The 25929-nt window shown below is 65.1% G+C and carries 19 protein-coding genes and 3 pseudogenes; 20 read left to right on the top strand and 2 right to left on the bottom strand.

Annotation, left to right across the window (positions count from 1 at the left end; translation table 11 throughout):
* Positions 1 to 14: 14 nt before the first annotated feature.
* From tssM to E4A48_RS09470, 3 genes are read left to right on the top strand one after another with little or no spacing between them, the layout of a single operon-like run.
* On the top strand, positions 15 to 3695 hold the full coding sequence (tssM, locus tag E4A48_RS09480; RefSeq protein WP_260608111.1) for a type VI secretion system membrane subunit TssM: 3681 nt from the start codon (positions 15 to 17) through the stop codon (positions 3693 to 3695).
* Positions 3692 to 4675, top strand: a complete 984-nt coding sequence (gene tagF / locus E4A48_RS09475) for a type VI secretion system-associated protein TagF (RefSeq protein ID WP_039006530.1) — start codon at positions 3692 to 3694, stop codon at positions 4673 to 4675. Before tssM ends, tagF begins: the two co-directional genes overlap by 4 nt.
* Positions 4672 to 5478: an OmpA family protein gene (locus E4A48_RS09470; protein WP_039006529.1), complete on the top strand. Its 807-nt coding sequence runs from the start codon at positions 4672 to 4674 to the stop codon at positions 5476 to 5478. The genes tagF and E4A48_RS09470 overlap by 4 nt, the downstream gene beginning before the upstream one ends.
* Positions 5479 to 5530: 52 nt before the next feature.
* Here the strand turns inward: E4A48_RS09470 and tssA are convergent, their stop codons facing one another.
* Positions 5531 to 6610 carry a type VI secretion system protein TssA gene (gene tssA / locus E4A48_RS09465; protein WP_142742320.1) on the bottom strand — a complete coding sequence of 360 codons (1080 nt, stop codon included), beginning with the start codon at positions 6608 to 6610 and terminating at the stop codon, positions 5531 to 5533.
* Between the two features lie 511 nt (positions 6611 to 7121).
* Here tssA and E4A48_RS09460 point away from each other — a divergent pair.
* The 16 genes and pseudogenes from E4A48_RS09460 to E4A48_RS09385 all read left to right on the top strand — a co-directional run bounded on the left by E4A48_RS09460 (position 7122) and on the right by E4A48_RS09385 (position 24528).
* Positions 7122 to 7400 carry a hypothetical protein gene (locus E4A48_RS09460; protein ID WP_185910796.1) on the top strand — a complete coding sequence of 93 codons (279 nt, stop codon included), beginning with the start codon at positions 7122 to 7124 and terminating at the stop codon, positions 7398 to 7400.
* A 67-nt stretch (positions 7401 to 7467) separates the two neighbouring features.
* Positions 7468 to 10290 carry a type VI secretion system Vgr family protein gene (locus E4A48_RS09455; protein ID WP_142742318.1) on the top strand — a complete coding sequence of 941 codons (2823 nt, stop codon included), beginning with the start codon at positions 7468 to 7470 and terminating at the stop codon, positions 10288 to 10290.
* 5 nt (positions 10291 to 10295) lie between these two features.
* On the top strand, positions 10296 to 11111 hold the full coding sequence (locus E4A48_RS09450) for a DUF4123 domain-containing protein (protein WP_230938715.1): 816 nt from the start codon (positions 10296 to 10298) through the stop codon (positions 11109 to 11111).
* Positions 11104 to 11700 carry a DUF3304 domain-containing protein gene (locus E4A48_RS09445; RefSeq protein WP_142742317.1) on the top strand — a complete coding sequence of 199 codons (597 nt, stop codon included), beginning with the start codon at positions 11104 to 11106 and terminating at the stop codon, positions 11698 to 11700. The genes E4A48_RS09450 and E4A48_RS09445 overlap by 8 nt, the downstream gene beginning before the upstream one ends.
* Positions 11700 to 12290, top strand: coding sequence for a DUF3304 domain-containing protein (locus E4A48_RS09440; protein ID WP_260608110.1), 591 nt, complete (start codon positions 11700 to 11702; stop codon positions 12288 to 12290). Before E4A48_RS09445 ends, E4A48_RS09440 begins: the two co-directional genes overlap by 1 nt.
* Positions 12290 to 12880 carry a DUF3304 domain-containing protein gene (locus tag E4A48_RS09435; RefSeq protein WP_237655933.1) on the top strand — a complete coding sequence of 197 codons (591 nt, stop codon included), beginning with the start codon at positions 12290 to 12292 and terminating at the stop codon, positions 12878 to 12880. Before E4A48_RS09440 ends, E4A48_RS09435 begins: the two co-directional genes overlap by 1 nt.
* A complete protein-coding gene (locus E4A48_RS09430) occupies positions 12880 to 15111 on the top strand; it encodes a T6SS phospholipase effector Tle1-like catalytic domain-containing protein (protein ID WP_142742316.1) in 2232 nt (743 codons plus the stop codon). The genes E4A48_RS09435 and E4A48_RS09430 overlap by 1 nt, the downstream gene beginning before the upstream one ends.
* 25 nt (positions 15112 to 15136) lie before the next feature.
* Positions 15137 to 17088, top strand: a pseudogene (locus tag E4A48_RS09425) (type VI secretion system Vgr family protein); the annotation flags it as partial.
* On the top strand, positions 17088 to 17981 hold the full coding sequence (locus E4A48_RS09420) for a DUF4123 domain-containing protein (protein ID WP_108084759.1): 894 nt from the start codon (positions 17088 to 17090) through the stop codon (positions 17979 to 17981). The pseudogene E4A48_RS09425 and the gene E4A48_RS09420, both read left to right, overlap by 1 nt.
* Complete coding sequence (locus E4A48_RS09415) at positions 17978 to 18442, top strand: DUF3304 domain-containing protein (protein ID WP_080964797.1); 465 nt, start codon at positions 17978 to 17980, stop codon at positions 18440 to 18442. The genes E4A48_RS09420 and E4A48_RS09415 overlap by 4 nt, the downstream gene beginning before the upstream one ends.
* A 23-nt stretch (positions 18443 to 18465) precedes the next feature.
* Positions 18466 to 18945, top strand: coding sequence for a DUF3304 domain-containing protein (locus E4A48_RS09410; RefSeq protein WP_080627704.1), 480 nt, complete (start codon positions 18466 to 18468; stop codon positions 18943 to 18945).
* A 187-nt stretch (positions 18946 to 19132) separates the two neighbouring features.
* Positions 19133 to 19546 (top strand): DUF3304 domain-containing protein, encoded by a 414-nt coding sequence (locus E4A48_RS09405; protein ID WP_399507521.1) that lies wholly within the window; start codon positions 19133 to 19135, stop codon positions 19544 to 19546.
* A 23-nt stretch (positions 19547 to 19569) separates the two neighbouring features.
* Complete coding sequence (locus E4A48_RS09400; RefSeq protein WP_080964856.1) at positions 19570 to 20049, top strand: DUF3304 domain-containing protein; 480 nt, start codon at positions 19570 to 19572, stop codon at positions 20047 to 20049.
* On the top strand, positions 20046 to 21872 hold the full coding sequence (locus E4A48_RS09395) for a T6SS phospholipase effector Tle1-like catalytic domain-containing protein (RefSeq protein WP_260608109.1): 1827 nt from the start codon (positions 20046 to 20048) through the stop codon (positions 21870 to 21872). Before E4A48_RS09400 ends, E4A48_RS09395 begins: the two co-directional genes overlap by 4 nt.
* 81 nt (positions 21873 to 21953) lie before the next feature.
* Positions 21954 to 22502 (top strand): annotated as a pseudogene (locus tag E4A48_RS09390) (DUF2345 domain-containing protein); the annotation flags it as partial.
* Positions 22503 to 22662: 160 nt separating this feature from the next.
* Positions 22663 to 24528 (top strand): hypothetical protein, encoded by a 1866-nt coding sequence (locus tag E4A48_RS09385; protein ID WP_230812949.1) that lies wholly within the window; start codon positions 22663 to 22665, stop codon positions 24526 to 24528.
* A 26-nt stretch (positions 24529 to 24554) separates the two neighbouring features.
* Here the strand turns inward: E4A48_RS09385 and E4A48_RS09380 are convergent.
* Positions 24555 to 24842: pseudogene (locus tag E4A48_RS09380) on the bottom strand (Imm72 family immunity protein); the annotation flags it as partial.
* Positions 24843 to 24949: 107 nt separating this feature from the next.
* On the opposite strand from E4A48_RS09380, the gene E4A48_RS09375 reads away from it, so the two are divergent.
* Complete coding sequence (locus E4A48_RS09375) at positions 24950 to 25912, top strand: IS1595 family transposase (protein WP_039006527.1); 963 nt, start codon at positions 24950 to 24952, stop codon at positions 25910 to 25912.
* The last annotated feature ends 17 nt before the right edge of the window (positions 25913 to 25929 follow it).

Genomic DNA, 25929 nt, shown 5'->3' with positions numbered 1-25929 from the left:
ATTACCGCCTCTGGATGGTTCTCGGCTTGCTCGCCGCCGCCGCAGTCGCCTACTTCGGCGCCGAGGGCTTGCGCGAAATCGGCCTGTGGGCGGCGGCGGTGCTGGCGGTCTGTCTGACGATATGGCTGCTGGTGTGGATCGTGCGCCGGATCATCGCGCGCCGCGCTGCGCGCAGCCTGGATGCGATGGTGCAAGGCGAAGCCGATCGCGCGGTCGCCGCCGCGCAGCCGGCCAACCGCGCCGACACCGAAGCGTTGCGCTCGCGGATGTTAGAGGCGGTCAAGGCGATCAAGTCCTCGCGCCTGGGCGTGCTCAAGGGCAAGGCGGCGCTGTACGAACTGCCGTGGTACGTGATCATTGGCAATCCTGCGGCTGGCAAGAGCACCGCGATCCTCAATTCCGGGTTGCAGTTCCCGTTCGAGGACAATCGTGGCAACGTGATCCAGGGCATCGGCGGCACGCGCAATTGCGATTGGTACTTCACCACGACCGGTATCGTGCTCGATACCGCCGGCCGGTATTCGGTCAGTGTCGAAGACCGCCTGGAATGGCTCACCTTTCTCGCGCTGCTGAAAAAGCACCGGCCGCGCGCGCCGATCAACGGCATCATCATCGCCGCCAGCATCGCCGAACTGTCCGGTAGCAAGCCCGAGTTCGCGATCGAGCTGGCCAAGAACCTGCGCCAGCGCGTGCAGGAAATCACCGAGCGCCTGGAAGTGTTCGCGCCGGTATACGTGGTGTTCACCAAGGCCGACCTGATCGCCGGCTTCTCCGAGTTCTTCCACAATCTGGATCCGTCCGAGCGCGAGAACGTGTGGGGTGCGACCCTGCCCTACGATCCGACCGCCAATACCGATGCGCTGGCCGCGTTCGACACCCATTTCGACGAACTGGCCGAAGGCCTCAAGGAAATGAGCCTGGCGCACATGGCGATGCAGCGTGGGCGTCAGGTGTCGCCCGGCCTGCTGACACTGCCGCTGGAGTTCGTCGGCATCAAGCCGGCGCTGCGCACCTTCATCGCCACGCTGTTCGAAGAAAACCCCTATCAGTTCAAGCCGGTGTTCCGCGGTTTCTACTTCAGCAGCGCGTTGCAGGAAGGCCATTCCGTGCACCACGCCTCCGAGCGCGTGAGCCGTCAGTTCGCGTTGCAGACGCGTGCGCAGCCCGGCGAAGCGGTGCCGTCGGGACAGACCGCTTACTTCCTGAAAGACCTGTTCCGCAAGGTCATCTTCGCCGACAAACAGCTCGTCCGGCAGTACTCCAGCCCGCACCAGAACCGCCTGCGCTACGGTGTCTTCCTCGGTGGCGTCGCCGTGCTGGCGTTGGCGCTGGGTCTGTGGACCTGGTCGTACACCACCAACGTGCAACTGGTGAACAACGCCACCAAGGATCTGGATCAGGCCGTGCGCGTGCAGGCCAACCGGGTCGACTTGCAATCGCGCATCGACGCGCTGCTGCTGTTGCAGGATCGGCTCGAGCAGCTGGACCGCTACAAGCAAAAGGGCGGCATCACCTCCGGGCTGGGCCTGTACCAGGGCGGCAACATCCGCAAGAAGCTGCTGGCCGAGTACTACAACGGCATGCGCCAGGTGATGCTTGAGCCGACCACCGCCAATCTGGAGTCGTTCCTGGGGCAAGTGGTCAGCGAGCGCGATAGGCTCGGCAAGTCGGCCGGCCCGCAGCAGGCCGCGCAGCAAGGCAGCGTGCTGTATCAGGACGCGTCGCCGACCGATACCAACGACGCCTACAACGCGCTGAAGACCTACCTGATGCTGGGCAACCGCAAGCACGTGGAGAGCGCGCACCTGACGCAGCAGCTGACCCTGTTCTGGCGCGGCTGGCTGGACGCCAATCGCGGCCAGATGACCCGCGAGGAGATGACCCGCGCGGCCGAGAAGCTGATGACGTTCTACGTCGCCCAGGCCGAAGATGCGCAGTGGCCGCAGGTGCAGACCAAGGTCACCCTGGTCAACGACAGCCGCGAGGCGCTGACCCGGGTGATGAAGGGCCAGCCGGCGATGCAACGCGTGTTTGCGCAGATCAAGGCGCGCGCGGCGGCGCGCTTCCCCACGGTGACGGTCAACGCGCTGATCGGCGAGGAAGCCAACAGCGGCGCGATCACCGGCAGCTATGCCATTTCCGGCGCGTTCTCGCGCGAGGCGTGGGAAGAATACGTCAAGGACGCGATCAAGGAAGCGGCCAACACGCAGCTCAGCACCACCGACTGGGTCCTGGACACGAGCGAGCAGAGCGACCTGTCGCTGGCTGGCAGCCCGGAGCACGTCGCGCGCGAACTGGTGACGGCGTACAAGCAGGAATACGCGCAGGAATGGCGCAAGTTCATTCAGGGTGTCAGCGTGGCGCCTTTCCAGGGCTTCGACCAGGCGCTGTCGCGGATGAATCGCATCGGCGATCCGGCCAACTCGCCGTTGCGCAAGCTGCTGGAGAAGATCAACGAGCAGACCATTTGGGACAACCCGATGGCCGACGCCTTATCGAAGAAGGCGTCCGGCGGGGCCGTCGCCTGGTTCCAGCGGGTAATCCTGCGCCGCGATCCGGCCGACGCCGGCAAGGCTGAGCAGCAGCCGGTCGGCCCGATCGGCAAGACCTTCGAGGGCCTGGCGCGGCTGATGACCAAGCGCAAGGACGAGCCGGCGGTCATCGATGCCTACTTCGACAAGTTGGCCAAGTTGCGCACGCGCATGAACGCGATCAAGAACCAGGGCCAGATCGGCGTCGGCGCGCGCAAGCTGATGCAGGACACCTTCAGCAACGAAGGCTCCGAACTCAGCGCCGCGCTGACCCTGGTGGACGAGCAGATGCTGACCGGGCTGGACGAAACCCAGCGCGACGCGATGCGTCCGCTGTTGCTGCGTCCGTTGACCCAGACCTTCGCCGCGCTGGTGCCGCCGACCGAGGGCGAGATCAACCGGGTGTGGGCGGCGCAGGTCTACGAACCGTTCCGTAACGGCATCGGCCAGCGCTATCCGTTCAACCTCAACACGGACGTGGATGCCGCCCCCGGCGACGTGGCTGCGATCTTCGGCGCCAGCGGCGCGATCGCCGCGTTCAACAAGGACGCGCTCGGCACCTTGGTGATCCAGCGCGGCAACCTGCTCGAATCGCGGCGTTGGGCGGGCATCGGCATCACCTTGTCCAGCGAACTGGTGGCCAACTACGGCAACTGGGTCAGCGGCCAGTCCGGCGCGGTGGCCAAGGACGTCAGCATCTTCGAGCTCCTGCCGACGCCGGCGGTGGGCGCGATCGAATACACCATCGACATCGATGGCCAGACGCTGCGCTACCGCAACACCCCGCCGCAGTGGATGACCATGCAGTGGCCGAACGCCGGTGCGGTGCCCGGTGCCAAGATCACCGCGGTCACCAGCGACGGGCGCAGCGTCGAAATGTTCAATGCGCCTGGCAAGAATGGCCTCAAGCGCTTGCTCACGGCAGCCGCTAAGGAATCCTTGGACGATGTCACCCGTCGTTTCACCTGGAGCGACCAGGGCGTGTCCATCAGCGTGCAGTTGCGCATCGTGCAGAACGCTGACACCGCGGCCGGCGGCGGCGGCGACTGGCAGCGTGGCTTGCAGCTTCCGGCGACGGTGGCCGGTAGCCCGACAACCGTAGGTGCCGATGCGCCACGCGGTCCGGTTCCGGCGGGTGCACCCGCACAAGAAGGTGGCCAATGAGTCGCGAAGTCAGTGTAGGCGTCTCCTACTTCGGCAAGGTACCTTCCCGCGGCGATTTCGTGCGCGCGGCCGACAACCATCAACTGCTCGGCTGGCTCGACCGCTGGGCGGGCCTGAGCGTGGATCTGCTGAGCCAGAACCCGGACTGGAAGCGGCTCTACGACGAAGCGCCCGACATCCACTACGCGTTCCTGGGCTCGCGCAGCAAGATGGTGCTGTGCGGGCATTTCCAGCCCAGTCGCGATGCGTCGCAGCGCCGCTTCCCGTTGCTGTCGGCGGTCCGTCTGGAGGCCAGCGAGCCGCTGTCGTTCATCGCCCGCAGTCCGCTGGCGATGTCCAAGGTCTGGTCCGGGCTGTCGCGGATGGCCAAGCAGGCGGTGGTCGCGGACGACGCCGGCCCGGCGCTCACCGCGCTCGCCGACACCCGCTACACGCTGAGCACCGACGCGTCGGCGTACAACGCCACCTTCAACGACTTCCTCGATATCCAGACGGTCGGCTCGATCGAGGCTTTGCTGCGCGCGGCCGGCCATCCCGACGTGTCGTTGAAGAAATTGCTGCCGGCACTGGGCCTGCTGCTGCAGCCGATCCTCGCCGGCGGCAACGTGTCGGTGGACAAGGCGCTGGAGCTTCCGCTGGTGCAGGACGCGTTGTACCGGCCGCTGTTGGCCGCGTTCTGGCTGGACATCGTCGCCTGCTTCATTGCGCGCGGCGATTTCGAACTGGCGGTGCTGATTCGCAACGATGCCGCACCGCGCATGCTGATCGGCTTCAACGGTGCCGACCACCAGGCGCTGCGCGCAGCGCTGGACCCACGCGAGGCCGGCGATTTCCTGATCCGCGTGCAGGACGCCGATTGGGTCGAGGACTACCTGCACAGCGATTACAACCTCAACAAGCTAGCCAGCTACCTGGATCGGGACGACCTGGCATTGAAGACGGCCCGCAAGTTGTTCGGCGAGAATTTCCTGGGGACATGAACATGCGACACCTGAGTGCCAAAACCCTCGCCCTGAGTGGCCTGATAACCGCGTTCGCCGCCTCCGCCCAGGTCGCCGCGCCTGCCGCCACGCCTGCCACGGGCAGTGTCGGCGAACGCCCGGTGATCGTGGAGGGCGTGGTGCCGGATCAGGCCACCAAGGCCCGCATCCTGAAGAACCTGCAGGACACCTACGGCACTGCCCGCATCGTCGATCGAGTGCAGGTCGAGTCGATTCCCTCGCCGCCGAACTGGGGCGAGTACGTCGCCAAGATGGTGTCACCAGGACTCAAGCGCGTGTCTGCCGGCAAGCTCGAGGTCAACGGCCAGGCGGTGCGGATCAGCGGGCAGGTGGTCAACGAAGCGCAGCGGCAACAGGTCGCCAGCGACCTGAGCCTGGCCAGCAACACTTCCTACACGGTGACCAACAGCCTCAAGCTCGGCGGCTCGGAACAGGGCGTGCTGGACCAGACGCTGGGCAACCGCATCATCGAGTTCCAGAGCGGCAGCGCGCGGCTGACGCCGCTGGGCATGCGCATCCTCGACGAGATGGTGGAAAAGATGTCGCAGATGAACGACGCGCGCTTCCTGATCATCGGCCACACCGACAATGTCGGCCAACGCGAGAGCAACCTCGCGCTGAGCCAGGCGCGCGCGCAGGCAGTGAAGGACTACATGGTGCAGAAGGGCATCGACGGTGCGCGCATGAACGTGCAGGGCAAGGGTCCCGACCAACCGGTGGCCGATAACGCCAGCCCGGACGGGCGTGCGCGCAACCGGCGTATCCAGTTCAAGATCCAGTAGGCGCCTGTGCGGCCGTCCCCCGCGACGCGCGGGGACGGGGCGGGTTCGTAACCTACTGCTCCAGGTTCTGGTTGACGTCCAGCATCTCTTCCATCTGGTTGAGGACGCTGTCGTCTTTGATCACCCGCTTCAACCACACGTGCAGCGGCATCTCGCCCCAGCGCGCGGCTTTTTCGGCCAGGTAGGCGACGGGGCTGTGCGGTTCGGTACGCCGGAAGAATTCGGCGACCTGACGCAGTTGCGCCAACGCCTCCTTGCGGGTGGTCGGTGCGCCGCCCTGCCCGCGTGGCGCCGAGGGCGCCGGCGGCGCCGACGGCGCGTCCTTGTTCGCGGCCGGGCCGAACCCGATGCCCGGCATGTCGTGCTGGCCGGCATCGGCCTCGCCATCCAGCAGCAGCCCGGCATCGCGGGCGAACCGCGCCACGGTGCGCTGCAGGTGTTCCACCTGTTCGCGCACCGCGCTGAAGCTGGGTCCGTCGATGCCTAGGCGATCGTCCACCGCCGCCTGCAGCGACTGCAACGCTTCGGCGCAATTGAGTAGCGCATCGACCAACTGCCGGTAGAAATCGTGAGGCGTATCGCGCCGTGCGGCCTCGAGCAGGTCCAGGCTGGGCTGGCCTTCGTCGTCGCCGGATCCGGCATTGGCGCTGCGGGTATGCGCGGCCTCGAAATCGTTGAGACCGAAACGGCCCTGCGGTCCCGAGGCGATCGGCACCGCGCGCAACCAATGCAGCGAATTGGTCAGCAGCCAGCTCAGGTTGCCGATGCGCTCTTCGTGGTCGCCGTCGACGACCAGCGGGTGCACCTCGTCCCAGTACCGGTCGCATAGCCCGGCGATCAGCCGGTAACCCAGCGCCAGCCCGGCGAAGCCGTCGATCTGGGTGGTCGCCTCGGTCATCCAGCCGGCCAGGCGTAGGTCCTTGGTACGCGTCTGCAGCAGATCGCCGCACTGGCGGGCGACGCTGGACCAGTCCGCATACTTGATATCGGTCTGCCACTCGCCCTGGTCCAGGGTCGGATCGTCCGAGCGCCTGGCTTCCTGGATGCGATCGAACTCGATGGAGAAAGACAGGTCTTCGCCGGCCGGCTGGTGGTCGGAAATCGGCGCCAGCAGGGCATCCAGATCCAGCATGGCAGTTCTCGTCGGTAAGGGGCGTTGGAGATTCTAGCGTGCCTGGAGTGGGGCGGCGGGTCAGATTTTTCTGAAAAACCTGGCGGCGATGGAGCTGTCGCGCTATCTGCGGCGCGCGCTGCGCAGCGGCCCGCCGTCAGTTCCGGCTTGACACATGCGGTTGGCGCCGCTACGTCGTTGTCCCTAGGGGGGCGACTACGAGCCCGCTTGCCGGCGGCGTGGGTGGAAACCCTTGGCCGATATCGCCTTTGCGCGCGGATCGACGCGCCGGTGCCAGCGCTGACCCTGTCATCGAAGATCCCCGGGCCGGCAAGCACGCGTGGACCACGCTGCCATCCTGGTCTATTGTTCGTGGCGTCCGGCGACTTTGCGCTGCCGCATACTTGGGGGAATCCCCACAGCGCGACCCGACGGATGCCATGGGGCGTTTTCGAATTGGAAATGCCGGCAATGCAGACGGCGCAAGCGTGTCATGGAAGCGGACTTCTTCATTTTTCCAAGGAGATTGATCATGCGAACGCGTATTGCCAACCAGTCGTCCGTGGCCTTCGTCGGCGCGTCGTGCGTGGTGCTGCTGCTGTTCGGCGTATTCGCGGCGGTATCGGTACGCAAGCGCGTGCGCGATCGCGTCGACGGCATCCCCATGACGGCGATCCGCGATGGACTGGGCTGGTTTTTGTGGGCTGGGCCGGCACGTCGACCGAGCCGCCAGGATTGCCCGAGCAGCCCTAAACTGAGGGGGCGCTGCAGACGGCGGACCGTCATGCCCGCCGCAGGATTCGTCTGTTAAATTCGCCCTCCAGGGGCAGGAAACGATGTTGCCCGGGGCGGTATGGCCCGGGGACAGAGGTGTTGTGATGGAAGCACTGAATGCGTTGATGTTTCAGGCGGCCTTGCTGTCCGACAGCGGTCGCCTATACCGCTTGCAGCTGCCAGGCGGGGATGTCCAGGTGGTGGAGCGCTGGAGCGGGTCGGAACGCCTGAGCGAGGGGTTCGTGTGGTGGGTGGACGTGCTGAGCACGCAGGCGGGCTTGCCGCTGGAGGCGTGGCTGGGGCGCCGCGCAACGCTGTACACCCGGCTGGCCGATGGCGATGAGAGCCCGCGCACGGGGCTGATCCACGAAGCGTACGAACTGGGCAGCGACGGCGGTCTGGCGCGCTACCGGGTAGGCCTGGTGCCGTGGACGTGGTGGCTGTCGCAGGGCCGGCACAGCCGGGTGTTTCAGGAACGCACGCTGGTGCAGATCGTGGAAGCGGTGTTCGCCGACTACGCGCCGATGGCGAGCTGGCAGTGGAGCGAAGAGGTGAGCGGGTTCCTGGCCCAGGCGCGGCCGCGCAGCGACTGCGTGCAGTACCGCGAGAGCGACCTGGCCTTCGTGCAGCGGCTGCTGGCCGAGGAAGGGCTGGGGTGGCGGCTGCAGGAGGCGGACGCGTCGCCATGCGGGCACCAGCTGGTGGTGTTCGCCGACAGCGCCGCGCAACCGCAGGACCCCAGTTCGGCGCAGGGCGGCGGGCTGCGCTACCACCGCAGCGACGCCACCGAGGCGGCCGACAGCGTGCTGGCGCTCGGCGCCACCCGGCGGCTGGGCAGCGGCCGGCTGACCGTGCTCAGCGAAGACGTCAAGACGCGCCAGGCGCGCAGCGCACAACTGCCGCTGCACGGCGGCGGCGGACAATCGCTGCGCGAGCTGTACGAGCCGGTGGGGATGGACGCCTTCGCCAGCGCGCAGGAAGCGGACCGCTATGCGGAGTTGATGGCGCAAGCACAGGAGGCGCAGTGGTCGCCGTGGCAGGGCCGCAGCACGGTGCGCACGCTGCGCGCCGGCACCTGGTTCACACTGACCCAGGCGCCGCAGCAGGGCCAGGCGCCGCCGGCGCAGCTGTTGCTGACGCGGGTGTGGCATGCGGGCATCAACAACCTGCCGGTGGACGTGCGCGCGGCGGTGCAGGCGCAGTTGGGGGCCGCGCCGGCGTGGCCGGACGCCAGCGCGGTGGCCGCACGCAGCACCTGGGCGCAAGCCGAGGCGGTGGGCTACGGCAACGCCTTCGAGGCGGTGGACCGGCAGCAGCCGTGGCGGCCGGTACTGGCCGACGGCACCGGGGCGCGGCTGAACCCGCGGCCGACCGCGCCGGGCTACCAGAGCGCCATCGTGGTCGGCGCCGATGGCAGCACCGGCGGCAGCCAGGAGGTCTATGCCGACGCGCTGGGCCGGATCCGGGTCAGGTTCCACTTCCAGCACGCCGCGTCGGCCCCGGCCGCGCAGGACAGCACGTGGCTGCGGGTGGCGCAGCGCTACGCCGGCCCGGGCGTGGGCAGCCAGTTCCTGCCGCGCATCGGCCAGGAAGTGCTGGTGGGCTTCCTGGAGGGGGACATCGACCGTCCGGTGGTGCTGGGGGCGCTGTACAACGGCAAGGGCGAAGCCGGCGTTCCCGCCACCCCCGGCGGCACCAGCGCCGAGGCCGACACCCGCCTGTATGCCCAGGCCGGCGACGGCACACCCAGCGCGCAGGGCAACCTGGCCGGCGGCCACGCCCCGGCCTGGCACGGCGCCGGCGGCGGCGCGGACAACCACCGCAACGCTACCGCGCTGTGGGGCGTGCAATCCAAGGAATGGGGCGGCGCTGGCCACAGCCGGCTGGTGTTCGACGACAGCGACCAGCAACTGCGCTTGCAACTTGCGACCACCCAGGCGGCCACGCAGCTGAACCTGGGGCACCTGATCCACCAGGCCGACAACTACCGCGGCAGCTTCCGCGGGGAAGGCTTCGAACTGCGCACCGACGCATGGGGCGCGGTGCGCGCCACCTCGGGGCTATGGCTGAGCAGCTACGGCCGCAGCAGCGGCCCGGCCGGCGAGGCGACCCAGCCCAGCGCATTGCTGAGCCAGTTGCAGACGCTGGGCAAGACCTTCTCGCAGGCGGCCGCCACCCACCAGACGGTGACGCTGGCCGCGCACGAAGGCGTGGGCCAGGCGAACCACTCCAAGCTGATCGCCGATCAGGCGCCGCTGCAGGCGTTGCTGACCAGCGTGAAAACCACGGTGCCGGGCACGGCCTACGCCGACGCCAAGGGCGCGGCGGCCGAGCGCAGCGCCAGCCCGGGCGACGGCCGCGTACCGCACACCGGCGATGCGCTGCTGGGCCTGGCGGCGCCAGCGGGGATCGGCGTGGTGGCCGGCCAGGGCCTGAGCTGGAGCGTGGGCGAGACGCTGACGCTGGCCAGCGGCGGCGGCAGCGAAGCGGCCATCGCCGGCGACGCCCGCCTACACAGCGGCCAGGCGATCGGCGTGCTGGCCGCGGCGGTGGACGGCGGGCAAACGCAAGCCAACAGCCTGAGCCTCGTCAGCGGCGAAGGCGAACTGGACGTGCAGGCGCAGTCGGACGAAGTGCGCGTGCAGTCGAAAGAAGGACTGAAGCTGATCAGCGCCAATGCCGAAGTGGAACTGGCGGCAGGCAAGACCATCCACCTGGCGGTGGCCGGCGGGGCCAGCGTGACCATCGAAGGCGGCAACATCACCTTCGCCTGCCCCGGCACCATCACCGTGCATGCCAGCAAGAAGTCGTTCGTGGGGCCGGTGCAGCAGGCGTATCCGTTGCCCGCGTTCGCAAAGTCGGTCTGCATCCCGTGCCTGTTGCAGGCCATGGGCAAGGGGCAAGCGTTGTCCCCGGTGAATGGGTGATCGGCATGCACCGCGTCTGGATCGATGTCGCCAGCGATGAAACCAAGGCGGCTACGCACGCGCTGCTTGCGGAGGCGTCCGCGTCCGATGTCCGCATCGCCTTGCTGTTGGACCGGGCATTCGTGCCGGCGGACGAGTGGCGCCGATTCGCCGCCAGCACGCCGGGCGTGCCGCTATACGGTGGCAAGTATGCCGGCGATGGCGTGGAGCAGGCATCGCCCTGGCTATGCGCGGTGCCGGAGCAAGGCGCATCGCCAGGGCCGTGGCTGGACGCGCTGTTCCGGCTCTGCGCCGGGCGACCGATGCTGACGCTGCTGCAGACGCGCTTGCCGTTGCAGCCGCTGCGGCTGCATCTCCAGCAGCGGCTGGAAGCGTCCGTGGCCGGCGCGACCTTCGTCGTCCGCTATGCCGACACCCGCTGCCTGCCGCAGTTGTTCGAGGTACTCGACCCGGCGCAGCGCGCAGCGTTCCTGGCGTCCATCGACGGGTGGCGGTACGTGGACCGCGCCGGCGCCTTGCAGTCGCTGCCGAAGCAGAGCGCCGATGCGGTCGCCGCGCTGCCCTTCGTGCTGTCGCCGGATCAACAACAGACCCTGCAGACGGCGGCGCTGCCGGACACCCTGATCGCTTATTTGCGCGAGCGCCAGGACGTGTTCGGCCACCTGTGCGGATCGCCGTCGGCCATCCACCGCTGCGTCCACGCCGTGCTGAGCGGCCTGGCGGAGACGCCGCAGATATCTGCGCACGCATACCGCCAGGTGCTGGCGGCCCTGGAAGCCGAAGGACTGCTCAGCGCTGCCGAGGCGACGCAGGATGCATGACGCGATCGCGCACCGTGGCGTTGTCACTGCCGCAACGCGCGGCTCGGCGCCGATACGCCTGCTTGCCATCTGCGGCCTGATGCTGATGCTGGCAGGATGCGGCGCTGGCAATTCGTCCGCGTCGTCATCGGCGCAGGCCGAAGAAAGCGAGACAGTCGGCCTGAGTCTGTTCGGGCTGAACTATACCGATGTGCCGATCGGCATCTTTTATGTGAACGGTACTTGGGGTGGTGCGGTGACGCCTTATGCGGCTGGGCTGAAGACAGCAGGCAGCATCGGTCTACCAGACAAATGGCATCCAGGCATCAAGGTCAAGGTGCAGTGGCGGGACGATCTTCTTTACGATCAGGACAATGATGCGCTGACGACGGCGGAAGTCGAGGTGCCACGTTACGGCAAAATCTACTCCGGCTACTTGCTGGTAGCGTTCCTGCCAGGCCGCAAGGTCAAGGTCTATGCTTCGGATTACATGCCTGGACACAAGGACGCGCCGGATGGCTTGGAGAATCCTGGCGAATACTGCTTGAAGCAGCCGGGCTGCGATGAGTGGTATGACAGCGGCAAGCCGCCCAGGGAGGGGCACTACTGATGAAGCGAAGCGATGCAACCAAACGTGGAAAAGAGACCGTGATGCCAGCATTGAAACGTGCGTTGTCCATCTGCGGCCTGATGCTGATGCTGGCAGGGTGCGGTGCTGGCAATTCGTCCGCGCCGTCATCGGCACAGGCCGAAGAAAGCGAGACAGTCGGCCTGAGTCTGTTCGGGCTGAACTATACCGATGTGCCAATTGGCATCTTTTATGTCAATGGCGTGTGGGGCGGGAACAGCAATCCTTACGCCGCTGGGTTGAGCACCGCGGGCAGCATCGGCCTGCCCGCCAAGTGGCATCCAGGCATCAAGGTCAAGGTGCAGTGGCGGGACGATCTTCTTTACGATCAGGACAAGGATGCGCTGACGACGGCGGAAGTCGAGGTGCCCCGTTACGGGAAGATCTACTCCGGCTACTTGCTGGTGGCGTTCCTGCCAGGCCGCAAGGTCAAGGTCTATGCGTCTGGTGTCGGACCTGGGCACAAGGACGCGCCGGATGGCTTGGAGAATCCTGGCGAATTCTGTCAAAGGCAGCCGGGTTGCCCGCAGTGGTATCGAAGCGACAAGCCGCCCAGGGAGGGGCACTACTGATGAAGCGAAGCGATGCAATCAAACGTGGAAAAGAGACCGTGATGCCAGCATTGAAACGTGCGTTGTCCATCTGCGGCCTGATGCTGATGCTGGCAGGGTGCGGTGCTGGCAATTCGTCCGCGCCGTCATCGGCACAGGCCGAAGAAAGCGAGACAGTCGGCCTGAGTCTGTTCGGGCTGAACTATACCGATGTGCCGATCGGCATCTTTTATGTGAACGGCACTTGGGGTGGTGCGGTGACGCCTTATGCGGCTGGGCTGAAGACAGCAGGCAGCATCGGTCTACCAGACAAATGGCATCCTGGTATCAAGGTCAAGGTGCAGTGGCGGGACGATCTTCTTTACGATCAGGACAAGGATGCGCTGACGACGGCAGAAGTCGAGGTGCCCCGTTACGGGAAGATCTACTCCGGCTACTTGCTGGTGGCGTTCCTGCCAGGCCGCAAAGTCAAGGTCTATGCGTCGGATTACATGCCTGGACACAAGGACGCGCCGGATGGCTTGGAGAATCCTGGCGAATTCTGTCAAAGGCAGCCGGGTTGCCCGCAGTGGTATCGAAGCGACAAGCCGCCCAGGGAGGGTCACTACTGATGCAAGTTTCCTTCGCTCCACTGTGTCCTGAAAATCCGTTACAGCTCAGTCGCGCGCAACAGGCTGAAATGATGAGCGCGGGGCTGGGCCGTCCTCAGGACAGTTGCTGCATCGACTTGCGCTGGGGGTTCTTCTTCGACGGAACCAACAACAATTTTCAGAGAGACCAGCCGAAGAAGGCGCATAGCAATGTCGCCCGGCTCTACGACATTTTCGAAGCTGACTTTGAAAAGCCAGAATTTGTAGGGCGCTACGCTGCAGGCGTGGGCACCCCATTCAAGGACGAAGTGGGCGATCAGGGATTGGGTATCCAGGAAAAAGCCGGCCTGGCCGCAGGCTGGGGCGGCGAGGCGCGGATCTGCTGGGCGTTGCTCAAGTTTCTCGATAACCTTCATTCGTACTTTGAGAAGATCGATCTCGGCAAGGCGCTAGGCCAAAGCGACCCCGCCACCGTGCGGCGCATGGCCCAGGACATCACGATTCCGTCGATGGAACTGCGCAAGATCGCCGGCGACGAAACCGAGATGCTGCGGCAGATCAGCATGATGGCCTCGATCCAGAGCCTGACCGCCACGGCCTTGAATCCGCCCAACCGCCGCGGCCGCCGCACCGTGCTGGCCGAGCGCCGCGCGCAACTGCGGCAACGTGTACAGAAATGGCAGAGCGCGCAGCCCAAGCCGAAGCTGCGCAGCATCCGTGTCTCGGTGTTCGGCTTCTCGCGCGGCGCGGCCGAGGCCCGGGTGTTCTGCAGCTGGCTCAAGGATGCCTGCGACGGCGGCGGGGGCGAGCTGACGCTGTGCGGCATCCCGGTGCAGCTGGACCTGCTGGGCATCTTCGATACGGTGGCGTCGGTGGGCTTGGCCAACAGCTCGCGCCTGTGGACCGGCCATGGCGGCTACGCAAGCGAGGACGACCTGCAGATCGCCCCTTATGTGCGCCGCTGCGTGCATCTGGTCGCGGCGCACGAGGTGCGCGGCTCGTTCCCGCTGGATGCGGCCGCTGGCGTCAATGGCGAAGAAGTGGTGTACCCCGGCGTGCATTCGGACGTGGGCGGCGGCTACGAGCCTGGCGAACAGGGCAAGGCCTTCATCGGCGACAGCATCGACGATCGCGCCAAGCTCTCGCAGATCGCGCTGTGCCATATGTACCGCGAGGCCATGGCCGCGGGCGTGCCGTTGAATCTTTCGGCATCGCGCTTGTCGAAGGAAACCAAAGCGGCGTTCAAGGTGGACAAGAGCCTGATCGACGCCTTCAACGGTTATGTGGCGGCCACCGGTTCGATCAAGGCGAGCACCACCGTGGCGCTGATGCAGGCGCACTACGCGCTGTATCTGCGCTGGCGGCGCCTGCGCCTGGACGACACGGCGCCGGACGGCATGGCGCAGCAGCCGTTCGTCACGCGCGCGCGGACCTACAAGGCGCAGGACGTCACCGACCTGCTGCAGGCCAACGCGGAACTGCGCCAGGAATGGGCGGCGCTGCAGCAGGACGAGAAGGACGCGGCCTATTCGTCAGAGGCGTCGGTCGCCAACGTGTTGCGAAGCACACTGGCGCCGATCGCCGCGCGCGACGACATCGTCGCGCTGGTGTGGGGCGAAAAGATGAAACAGTGGCGCGAGGTGAAGCCGGCATGGAACGACCTGTCGCCGCTGGACCGGCGCATCGTGCGTTTGCATGACGACTATTCCCACGATTCACGTGCCTGGTTCAAGCCGTTCGGTGCCGCCAGCGAGGAGGCGTGGAAGCGCGAGTATCGCCAGCGGATGAACAGGCTGGAAGCGCAGGACAACGCCTGGCAGCAGTGGAACCGCGAAGCGCAGCCGGTCATCGATGACGCGGTGCGCAAGGCGCAGAAGAATCCGGGCAGCTTCCAGCCAACGCCCGAGGTGCGCCCGATGCCGCCGCTCGTGGCAGGTCAGGATCTGAAGGATCTGAAGGAATGGCGCAGCAACGGTGGCGTCATTCCGACCGAGCGAGATGGCCGCGAGTCGTATGGCATGTTCGGCTTCCTGCGTTGGCGGACCATCTTCGTGCCGGAGAAGTCCGCGCTTCAGCACAGTATCGACGCCGTCGACGAGAAGCTGGAGCAGATCAAGCAGCTGCCAGGCAAGGCGAAGCAGGCCGTGGGCGATGCCGTGGAGTCGGCCGTGGACAGTGCGGTCGAGGCTGGCAAGGATTTCGTTGGCGATCAGGTGAGGAAGTTGATCCCAAGTGGCTTGCCGAGGATGTGAGGGGAAGCGCAGCAACCAGACCCTCAGCGCGCAGGAAGCGGACCGCTCTGCGGAGTTGATGGCGCAAGCGCAAGAGGCGCAGTGGTCGCCGTGGCAGGGCCGCAGCACGGTGCGCACGCTGCGCGCCGGCACCTGGTTCACGCTGACCCAGGCGCCGCAGCAGGGCCAGGCGCCGCCGGCGCAGCTGCTGCTGACGCGGGTGTGGCATGCGGGCATCAACAACCTGCCGGTGGACGTGCGCGCGGCGGTGCAGGCGCAGCTGGGCGCCGCGCCGGCGTGGTCGGACGCCAGCGCGGTGGCCGCACGCAGCACCTGGGCGCAAGCCGAGGCGGTGGGCTACGGCAACGCCTTCGAGGCGGTGGACCGGCAGCAGCCGTGGCGGCCGGTACTGGCCGACGGCACCGGAGCGCGGCTGAACCCGCGGCCGACCGCGCCGGGCTACCAGAGCGCCATCGTGGTCGGCGCCGATGGCAGCACCGGCGGCAGCCAGGAGGTCTATGCCGACGCGCTGGGCCGGATCCGGGTCAGGTTCCACTTCCAGCACGCCGCGTCGGCCCCGGCGGCGCAGGACAGCACGTGGCTGCGGGTGGCGCAGCGCTACGCCGGCCCGGGCGTGGGCAGCCAGTTCCTGCCGCGCATCGGCCAGGAAGTGCTGGTGGGCTTCCTGGAGGGGGACATCGACCGTCCGGTGGTGCTGGGGGCGCTGTACAACGGCAAGGGCGAAGCCGGCGTTCCCGCCACCCCGGCGGCGCCAGCGCCGAGGCCGACACCCGCCTGTATGCCAAGGCCGGCGACGGCCGACCCAGCGCGCAGGGCAACCTGGCCGGCGGCCACGCCCCGGCCTGGCACGGCGCCGGCGGCGGCGCGGACAACCACCGCAACGCCACCGCGCTGTGGGGCGTGCAATCCAAGGAATGGGGCGGCGCTGGCCACAGCCGGCTGGTGTTCGACGACAGCGACCAGCAACTGCGCTTGCAACTTGCGACCACCCAGGCGGCCACGCAGCTGAACCTGGGGCACCTGATCCACCAGGCCGACAACTACCGCGGCAGCTTCCGCGGGGAAGGCTTCGAACTGCGCACCGACGCATGGGGCGCGGTGCGCGCCACCTCGGGGCTATGGCTGAGCAGCTATGCACGCAACAGCGGCCCGGCCGGCGAGGCGACCCAGCCCAGCGCATTGCTGAGCCAGTTGCAGACGCTGGGCAAGACCTTCTCGCAGGCGGCCGCCACCCACCAGACGGTGACGCTGGCCGCGCACGAAGGCGTGGGCCAGGCGAACCACTCCAAGCTGATCGCCGATCAGGCACCGCTGCAGGCGTTGCTGACCAGCGTGAAAACCACGGTGCCGGGCACGGCCTACGCCGACGCCAAGGGCGCGGCGGCCGAGCGCAGCGCCAGCCCGGGCGACGGCCGCGTACCGCACACCGGCGATGCGCTGCTGGGCCTGGCGGCGCCAGCGGGGATCGGCGTGGTGGCCGGCCAGGGCCTGAGCTGGAGCGTGGGCGAGACGCTGACGCTGGCCAGCGGCGGCGGCAGCGAAGCGGCCATCGCCGGCGACGCCCGCCTGCACAGCGGCCAGGCGATCGGCGTGCTGGCCGCGGCGGTGGACGGCGGGCAAACGCAAGCCAACAGCCTGAGCCTCGTCAGCGGCGAAGGCGAACTGGACGTGCAGGCGCAGTCGGACGAAGTGCGCGTGCAATCGAAGGAAGGACTGAAGCTGATCAGCGCCAACGCCGAAGTGGAACTGGCGGCGGGCAAGACCATCCACCTGGCGGTGGCTGGCGGCGCCAGCGTGACCATCGAAGGCGGCAACATCACCGTCGCCTGTCCCGGCACCATCACCGTGCAGGCGAGCAAGAAGTCGTTCGTGGGGCCGGTGCAGCAGGCGTATCCGTTGCCGCAGTTCCCACGCAGCAGTTGCAAGAGCTGCATCCTGGATGCAGCGCGCCAAGGAACCCCGGGAGTGCTGGTGTGATGCGATATTACGCCGTGATCGACAGCGCTCAGCGTCCCCACTTCCATGAACGACTGGATCGCCTGGGCGCGGCCTACCGCTCCCTGTTCGACCAGCAGGCCGAAGAGAGCCTGACCGAGATCGCACCGCTCCTGGTCGCCTGCGACCGAGCCGACCCCACGTCTCGCCTGGCGCTGGAACTCGAACGGCTGGGCGCGGCAAAGCCCGCGGTCAGCTACATCGGCAGTGCACTGCCGATGCAAGACCTCGCCTGCCACTTCCGCGCCTTCCATCTGGTCAAGGTGCCGGAACAGGGCGAGCGCGACATGCTGCTGCGCTGGTACGACACGCGCATTCTTCCAGTCTGGCTGCAACTGCTCACCGCCGAACAAAAAGCCGTATTCACCGCTGGCATTGAAGAATGGCATTATTTCGATCGGTTCGGCGACTTGCAACCGCTACCATTGCCCGGGCCGTTGGCTGCGGGTCTGGCTGCGCTACCGCCATTACGGCTCGATGACGCACAGTACGCCGAGTTCCTAGAAGCCTGCGAGCCCGATGTCGCCATCGCGCAGCTGCGCCGGATCATTCCCGACGAAATGCGACGCGTTGAGCATCGGGTTCTTTATCCGTTTGTGCAGGAGCAGATGGAGCAGGCCCGTGCGCATGGGCTCGGTTCCATCGACGATCATGTGCACTATTTGCTGCTCGCCCTGTACACCAATGGCCACTTCCGCAGCCATCCCTACGTCGCAGAACGTCTGGCTGCACCAGCATCGATGCACGAGCAGGCATTTGCGGCATGGGCAGCCACGGTTCCCGCCGATGTCTGGGAGCTGGGGAGGCCGCTCTGGGAATCCGCGCCGATAGCGCCTTCAAACGACATCGCCGACCATCTTAGGAGCGCACTGTGAAACATACTCGATGGACAGCCTGGGGCATCGCGATTCTGCTCGGGTTGCTGCCATGTCTGGCGGCTTGCGGCCAGGAATCCGTTGGCGTCAACCTCGTGGGCTACAACCACACCGACAAGGACATCGGACACTTTACGGTGGACGGAAGCGAAGGTGGGTTTCTGCAAGCCAATAGAGGCGGGGGGAAGTTCGCGTGCTGCATCGACATCCCCAAGCCCTGGAAGCCGGGCATGACCGTGACGGTCGGCTGGACCGACGACTACGACGAGAACTATCAGGAGCGCCTGGTGCCAGTGCCGCGTTATGACAAATATGGCGACATGGCAGTGCATTTTCTGCGCAACGGCCAGATCAAGGTTTTCGTGACCATGTATGCCCTGTGGCACCCGGACTACCCGCTCAAAGGGAAAGATGCCGAACTGACGCCAGGCGTGCCGCCCAAGGGACCGTTCGACAAATGAAACCGCGACTGAGGCCGCGGATGATGAAGAGCGCGCGCTGCGTCCTGTACGGCTTGCTGCTGATGTGGATCAGCGCCTGCCATGGCGGTAATACCGTGACCACCAACCTGGTGGGTTACAACCATACCGACAAGGACATCGGGCATTTCACCGTGGATGGGAATGAAGGCGGTTTTTTGCAGGCGCATCGGGGTGGGGGGAAATTCGTTTGCTGTATCAGTGTCCCCGATCCATGGAGGCCAGGTTTGAAGGTTACGGTCGGCTGGACCGACGACTACGACGAGAATTACCAGGAACGTGTTGTCGAAATACCCAAGTATGATGCAAATCATACGGGGCAGTTCTCCGTTCACTTCCTACGCAATGGCGAAATCAAGGTATTCGTGCCGTTGGGTGGTCTGGGTGGCCCGGATTATCCATTGAAGGGGCCGGAAGCGGGCCTCTATCCTGGCGAAGATCCTGTCGAGGTCTGGAAGCATGGACGGAAAGGAGATCAGAAATGACGAATTATCCCACTGGTGCCTGCCGATGCCGTCCGATGGTCAGCGGCGACTTATCCCTGCTGAAGCCCAGCGCCGCGCACAGGCGATGGCGTGCTTGCGCGACAAGAGCTCGCAATGCCAGGGTCAGGCGCATATGAGGCCACGGATGATGAAGATCGCGCGCTGCGTCCTGTACGGCCTGCTGCTGATGTGGATCAGCGCCTGCCACGGCGGCAATACCGTGACCACCAACCTGGTGGGCTACAACCACACCGACAAGGACATCGGACACTTTACGGTGGACGGAAGCGAAGGTGGGTTTCTGCATGCCAATAGAGGCGGGGCGGGGTTTGTGTGCTGCATCGACATCCCCAAGCCCTGGAAGCCGGGCATGACCGTGACGGTCGGCTGGACCGACGACTACGACGAGAACTATCAGGAGCGCCGTGTGCCAGTGCCGCGTTACGACAAATATGGCGACATGGCAGTGCATTTTCTGCGCAACGGCCAGATCAAGGTTTTCGTGACCATGTATGCCCTGTGGCACCCGGACTACCCGCTCAAAGGGAAAGATGCCGAACTGACGCCAGGCGTGCCGCCCAAGGGACCGTTCGACAAATGAAACCGCGACTGAGGCCACGGATGATGAAGAGCGCGCGCTGCGTCCTGTACGGCTTGCTGCTGATGTGGATCAGCGCCTGCCATGGCGGCAATACCGTGACCACCAACCTGGTGGGTTACAACCATACCGACAAGGACATCGGGCATTTCACCGTGGATGGGAATGAAGGCGGCTTTTTGCAGGCCCATCGGGGAGGAGGTGGATTTACTTGCTGTATAAGCGTGCCTGCCCCCTGGAGGCCAGGCTTGAAGGTCACGGTCGGCTGGACCGACGACTACGACGAGAATTATCAGGAACGTGTCGTCGAAATACCCAAGTATGATGCAAATCATACGGGGCAGTTCTCCGTTCACTTCCTACGCAATGGCGAAATCAAGGTATTCGTGCCGTTGGGTGGTCTGGGTGGCCCGGATTATCCATTGAAGGGGCCGGAAGCGGGCCTCTATCCTGGCGAAGATCCTGTCGAGGTCTGGAAGCATGGACGGAAAGGAGATCAGAAATGACGAATTATCCCACTGGTGCCTTGCCGATGCCGTCCGATGGTCAGCGTCGACTTATCCCTGCTGAAGCCCAGCGCCGCGCACAGGCGATGGCGTGCTTGCGCGACAAGAACTCGGAATGCCAAGGCCAAGTATATGTTAATCTATTCTTTGATGGAACGGGCAATAACTGGAAGTGGGAAGGTACCTTTGTCGAAGGAAAGAAGCGCAGTACGCAGACGCAACGAAACCGAGATGGGCATAGCAATATCGCTCGGTTATGGGATGCGAGTTTCAATGAGCCGGATGACGGACTATTTTCTGTTTATATGCCAGGGGTAGGCACCCCGTTTCCTGAGGTGGGCGACACCTCCACCGACGGAAGTACGCTGGGAGGTGCTGCTGCTCTCTACGGAGCGCATCGCATCAATTGGGCGATCATCCAGGTCTATAACTCTATAAATCGCTATCTAACTGGCGCCAATCTAATCGAAAACGATGAGGCAAAGCTCATAGTCAGTCAGATGAGCCAAATCTCGCTGGCCGAGGGCTTCAGGCGCCGCACCTACCTCGAAGTCTATGGCCGCAGGCTGGAGCAGCTGGTCAAGACCCATCAGCGTAAAGTCAAGTCGCTCAATATCGCGGTGTTCGGCTTCTCGCGCGGAGCGGCTACCGCACGCGCTTTCGTGCACTGGCTCTACGAAGTCGTCGAACCCTGGGGTAACGGCTGCGGATACAACCTGGCCGGCGTGCCGATGCAGCTGACGTTCCTGGGAATTTTCGATACCGTGGCGTCGGTGGGCATGGCGGCGATGTCGCGCGTCAGCGAGGGCAAGATGGCCTGGGCGCAGGGCGAGATGATGAGCATCCATCCCGAGGTCAAGCAGTGCGTGCACTTCGCCGCGCTGCACGAGCAGCGCATCAATTTTCCGATGGATCTGGCGGCATCCGGCAAGGAAGTGTTGTATCCGGGCATGCATTCTGATGTGGGTGGCGGCTATAGCCCGGGTGGACAGGGCAAGGATTTCGTCGATGGGCAGGCGCTTGGCGCCGCCAAGCTGTCCCAGATTCCGCTGATCGACATGCACCACGAAGCCATCAAGGCCGGCGTGCCGCTGATGACGATGGAGGAAATCCGTCAACGTCCCGCACTTGCCAAATACTTCGGCTGCCATACGCAACTGATCGATGCCTACAACGGTTGGCTGGCCGCACACGGGATAGCGGGCGGAGATCATATGCAGCAGATCAGGCAGCACTGTCGCCAGTATGTGCAGTGGAAAGGCATGCGCCTGTGGGAGGGCCCAGACAGCCTGTTGCAACAGCCGTTTTACTTGCGCGCCGATGCTGAGGACAAGGTGGACTTGGCCAAAGCGCAGCATGCCTTCGGCCAACTGGTCGCCGATATGAGCCGGCAAAACGATGCGGTCGATGGGTATCAACAGGCGTTTGCCGATTACAAGGCAAGAGACCAGGCGTGGCAAACCAGCCGTCAGGGACCGCGCCCGGTGCCTCCAAGGCGCATCGTCTCCGCGGATCTGGCGGACGCCGGCACCAAGGAACTGCTCGATGTCGTGCTGAGCAAGAAGCCCGTTCCACCTGTGGTTGCGAACCTGTTCGACAACTATGTCCACGACTCGCTGGCGGGGTTCTACATCAAGCGGTGGACCGAATTGGATATTCCAGTGGCCGCTACCAATGGCTATCTCCGTTACCGCTCAGTCTTCAAGCTCACCAGCAGTTGGCAGCAGCGCGAATGCGTCGACCCGCTAACCACTCCCATGCCGCCCGCAAACGTTCCCAGTATCGACCAGGCGTTCGGGATGATGGGAAACGCGATGCGGTAGACCGCGTGCCATGGTTGACTGTGCCAGCGGCACAGCCAAGCAATCAGCGCAGGCAACCGCCCGCCCGCCTGCACAGCAGGCAGGCTGCTGGCCGCGGCGGTGGACGGCGGGCAAACGCAAGCCAACAGCCTGAGCCTCGTCAGCGGCGAAGGCGAACTGGACGTGCAGGCGCAGTCGGACGAAGTGCGCGTGCAATCGAAGGAAGGCTTGAAGCTGGTCAGCGCCAACGCCGAAGTGGAACTGGCGGCAGGCAAGACCATCCATCTGGCAGTGGCCGGCGGGGCCAGCGTGACCATCGAAGGCGGCAACATCACCGTCGCCTGCCCCGGCACCATCACCGTGCAGGCCAGCAAGAAGTCGTTCGTGGGGCCGGCCGAAAAGTCCTACAAGCTTCCCGTTCCCGGAGCGACGCCGTACAAGCTGAAATACGTGTTGCGTGACTACACGGGTGAACCGCTCAAGAGCGCCGAGTACGCCATGTATCTGGCTGACGGTTCGGTGGTGACCGGCAAAACGAATGCACAAGGCGAAACCGAACAAGTGATCACGGATGGTCCCGACAGCGTGCATCTGATGGTCTCCGACGAACGTCACGAAGGTTATTACAAGGTGTCCGATGGCAACGCATGAGGCGGCAACGACTCCATTGCCCAGTTCCACGACCGGCAGCAATGCTGACGAAGCGCCAGCGGCAACGGGCGATTTCAGGCTCTGCTACAAGAATGCCGCGGGCTTGCCGGTCCCCTGCGCGAATGTGCGCTACCAAGTGGTGCACGCGACAGGCGACGTAGTGGCCAAAGGCAGCACTGGCCAAGACGGACGCACGCAGCGGATTTCCGTCAAGGCCAAGCAGGCAACGACCACGCCCGGATTCAGTTCGCCGTATCCGTTGTTCACCACGATGCACGACGGCATGGAGCGCTATACGCTGCAGGTATGGAGCCAGCTGGTGTCTGCCTACCTGGAGCCGGAATTGCATCCGGACGTAAAGCTGGCGCCCAGGCTGGTCTTGCCGTCGGTCAGCGTCATCGCCCCGCCGATGCAGACCCAGGACGTGCTGTTGAAGCGCTATCTGCGCGTGCGCTTCCAGTTCAAGCAAGGCAATCAACCGATCGTCGGCGCGCCTTTTGTCGCCTACACCTACGATGCCGCCGGCCGGCAGATCGCCGCCACGGATCTGCAAGGCAAGCCGATCAAGGGCAATACCAATAAGCACGGCGATACCGGCAAGCTCTACACCAACGACACGGCCTGGTTCGTGTTCAACCTGCCTGGCGCGGAGAAAATGGCGTATACCTCCGATGCGTTCGAGCCGCGCGTGATGGGTGCGGACGCGGTGATGTACGAAGTGAATGTCAAAAGCCAGGTGGCGGTGGCTGCGCCAGGGAAGGGCACGGTCGCCAAGGTCTCGGGCAAGGTCAGCGCACCTGCGGTACTCAACGCGCAAGACGAGGAACTGTTGCTGTTGACGCCGGAGGTATGGAAGGAATTCGAGGCGGTCAGCGGTCGTGTCGAAAGCACCTTCGCCGGTGTGCACCACGCGCGTTCCACGCTGGCGCAGGCGTTGCAAGGACGCAGTCCGGAGGCGATCCGGCAGGCCGAGAAAGATCTGAACCTTGCCGAAGACAAGGTCGCGACCATGTTGAACAAGGATTTTGCCAAGAAGGCGGACCTGGTCGAAGTGGTCACCTTCGAAAGCTACGACAAGGGCCGCGATGCGGGCGATGGCAGCGTGCGCGATCGGATGGGATTGCGCAGGCGTTATCTGCCGCGCAAGAAGTACGAGGAGTACAAGAAGCGCCGGATCATGGGCGTGCCGACCCGGCTGGAGATGAGTGTCTCGGTCAAGGCCAAGCATGGCAATGCGACGGCTGAGGTCGTCAAGGCCAAGGGCGAACGTTCCGATCGCAAGGCGTTCGATGCGGCGAAGTTCAAGGAATCGTTGTCCAAGATCACAGCCACGGCCAAGTACAGCGGGAGCGTGCAGACCGATCCATGGGTGTGGGACATGATCGACCTTGGGGGCAACCAGTTCAGCGAGACGGTCAAGAAAAGCGAAAGCTACTCGGTGGATACGGCCGCGCAATGGATGCGTTGCGCGGCCGGCGCGGGGGCCAGTTCGGAGCTGGGATGGGACCCGAACAAGCAAAGCTTCAAGGCGCAGGCCACGGCCAATGCGCAGGCCAAGCTGATCCTGTTCGAGGGCAAATGGGTGCATACGCTGAGCATTCCCAGCACGAAGGGCTGGCAGATGAACTTCGGCGGGATGGATCTGGGGGCGATCCTCTTCCAGCTAGCCTGCGAGCTGTACGGGTTCGTGGGCGCGAAGGCGTCGATTACCGGGGCGGTGGGCGTGTCGTACAGCGGCAACAAGGCGACGGTGCAGCCGCAGGCGCGCGACCGCACCGACAGCCTGGCGTCGAACTTCGACCAGGCGCACGGCTTGCCGCGCGCGGACCTGGGCGATCCGCCCGGCCCCAACGGCGCTGCGTCGCGGCGGGTGGTGCCGGCATCGCTGAACGAGACCGCGCCCAGCGATGTGAACGGCATGAGCGTCAATGCCGAAGCGTTCGCCGGCGTCGAAGGGGGCCTGACGCATGGCGCACGGTGTCCGGTTCGGCCGCATCGGTGTACAGGTCGCTGGTCGGCCGGTTGAGCTGCTGGTAGCGGGCCAGTTGCGAATCAAGGTTCGGCGAGTACCCATTGCACCTTGCGGCCCTCGTGCAACGGAAGCTCGTCGCCCTCGTTGAACTGCGCGGCCGCGTTGAGATCGTCCATGACCAGCCAACGGCCGGCCTGGGATGCGCGTTGACCGCTCATGGCCGATACCTGCCTGCGCTGCGGTTGATCGCTTGCTGCAACGATGGCCGCACGGTCATCGGGCTGCATGAACACATAGCCGGCCTCTTCTTCCGGAATGGTGCCGTCCTCGTAGCGGTCATCGCGCCAGATCAGGCGCCAGACGACATCGATATTCAAGACGTCACCTGATTAGCCCTGACCTTCAGCTGCCTGTCGCAGGATCTGCGCCGCGCTGGGTGGATGCTGCTGTCACCTGAAGCCAACGAGGTGGCCTGATGAGCATCAATGCCGTGCAGTTCCAAGCTGGATTGTCGATGTCTGAGTTCTTCGCGTCCTACGGCACCCAGGCCAAGTGCTATCGCGCGCTCTACAAGTGGCGCTGGCCGCAGGGATTTCGCTGCCCATCCTGTGCTGGACGGGCGCGGTCGCGTTTCAAGCGGGGTGCTGCGATCTACTACCAATGCAGCGCGTGCCGGCATCAGACCAGCCTGATCGCTGGCACGATGTTCGAAGGCACCAAACTGCCGCTGCGCACCTGGATGCTGGCGTTGCACCTGCTGACCTCGACCAACACCAACATGGCCGCGCTGGAGTTGATGCGGCATCTGGGCGTCAACTACAAGACGGCCTGGCGGATGAAACACAAGATCATGCAGGTTATGGCCGAGCGCGAATCCATGCGGAAACTGGCGGGTTTCGTGCAGATCGACGATGCCTATCTCGGCGGCGAGCGTAACGGTGGCAAGGCCGGACGCGGATCAGAGAACAAACAAGCGTTCCTGATTGCGGTGCAGACCGATGCCACCTTCACCGCGCCGCGCTTTGTGGTGATCGAGCCGGTGCGCAGCTTCGATAACACCTCGCTGCAGGACTGGATTGCCCGTCGCTTGGCGCCCGAATGCGAGGTCTACACCGATGGGCTGGCCTGCTTGCGCCGGCTAGAAGACGCCGGCCACGCGCACACCACGCTGGACACTGGCGGTGGTCGTGCCGCGACCGAAACGGCCGGTGCACGTTGGCTCAACGTGGTGCTGGGCAATCTCAAACGCGCCATCAGTGGCGTGTATCACGCCATCGCGCAAGGCAAATACGCAAGGCGTTACCTGGGAGAAGCGGCCTATCGTTTTAATCGTCGATTCCGCTTGCGCGAGATGCTGCCACGACTTGCCACGGCCATGATGCAATCCACACCATGCCCAGAGCCGGTTTTACGTGCAGCGAGCAATTTTCATGGCTGAGAGTCGGGGCTAATCAG

This window comes from Xanthomonas translucens pv. cerealis (genome assembly GCF_006838285.1).
In the GTDB taxonomy this organism is placed as follows: Bacteria; Pseudomonadota; Gammaproteobacteria; order Xanthomonadales; family Xanthomonadaceae; genus Xanthomonas_A; species Xanthomonas_A cerealis.
The sequence above is the reverse complement of the archived record's forward strand: the minus strand, read 5'-3'. Positions and strand labels throughout refer to the sequence as shown.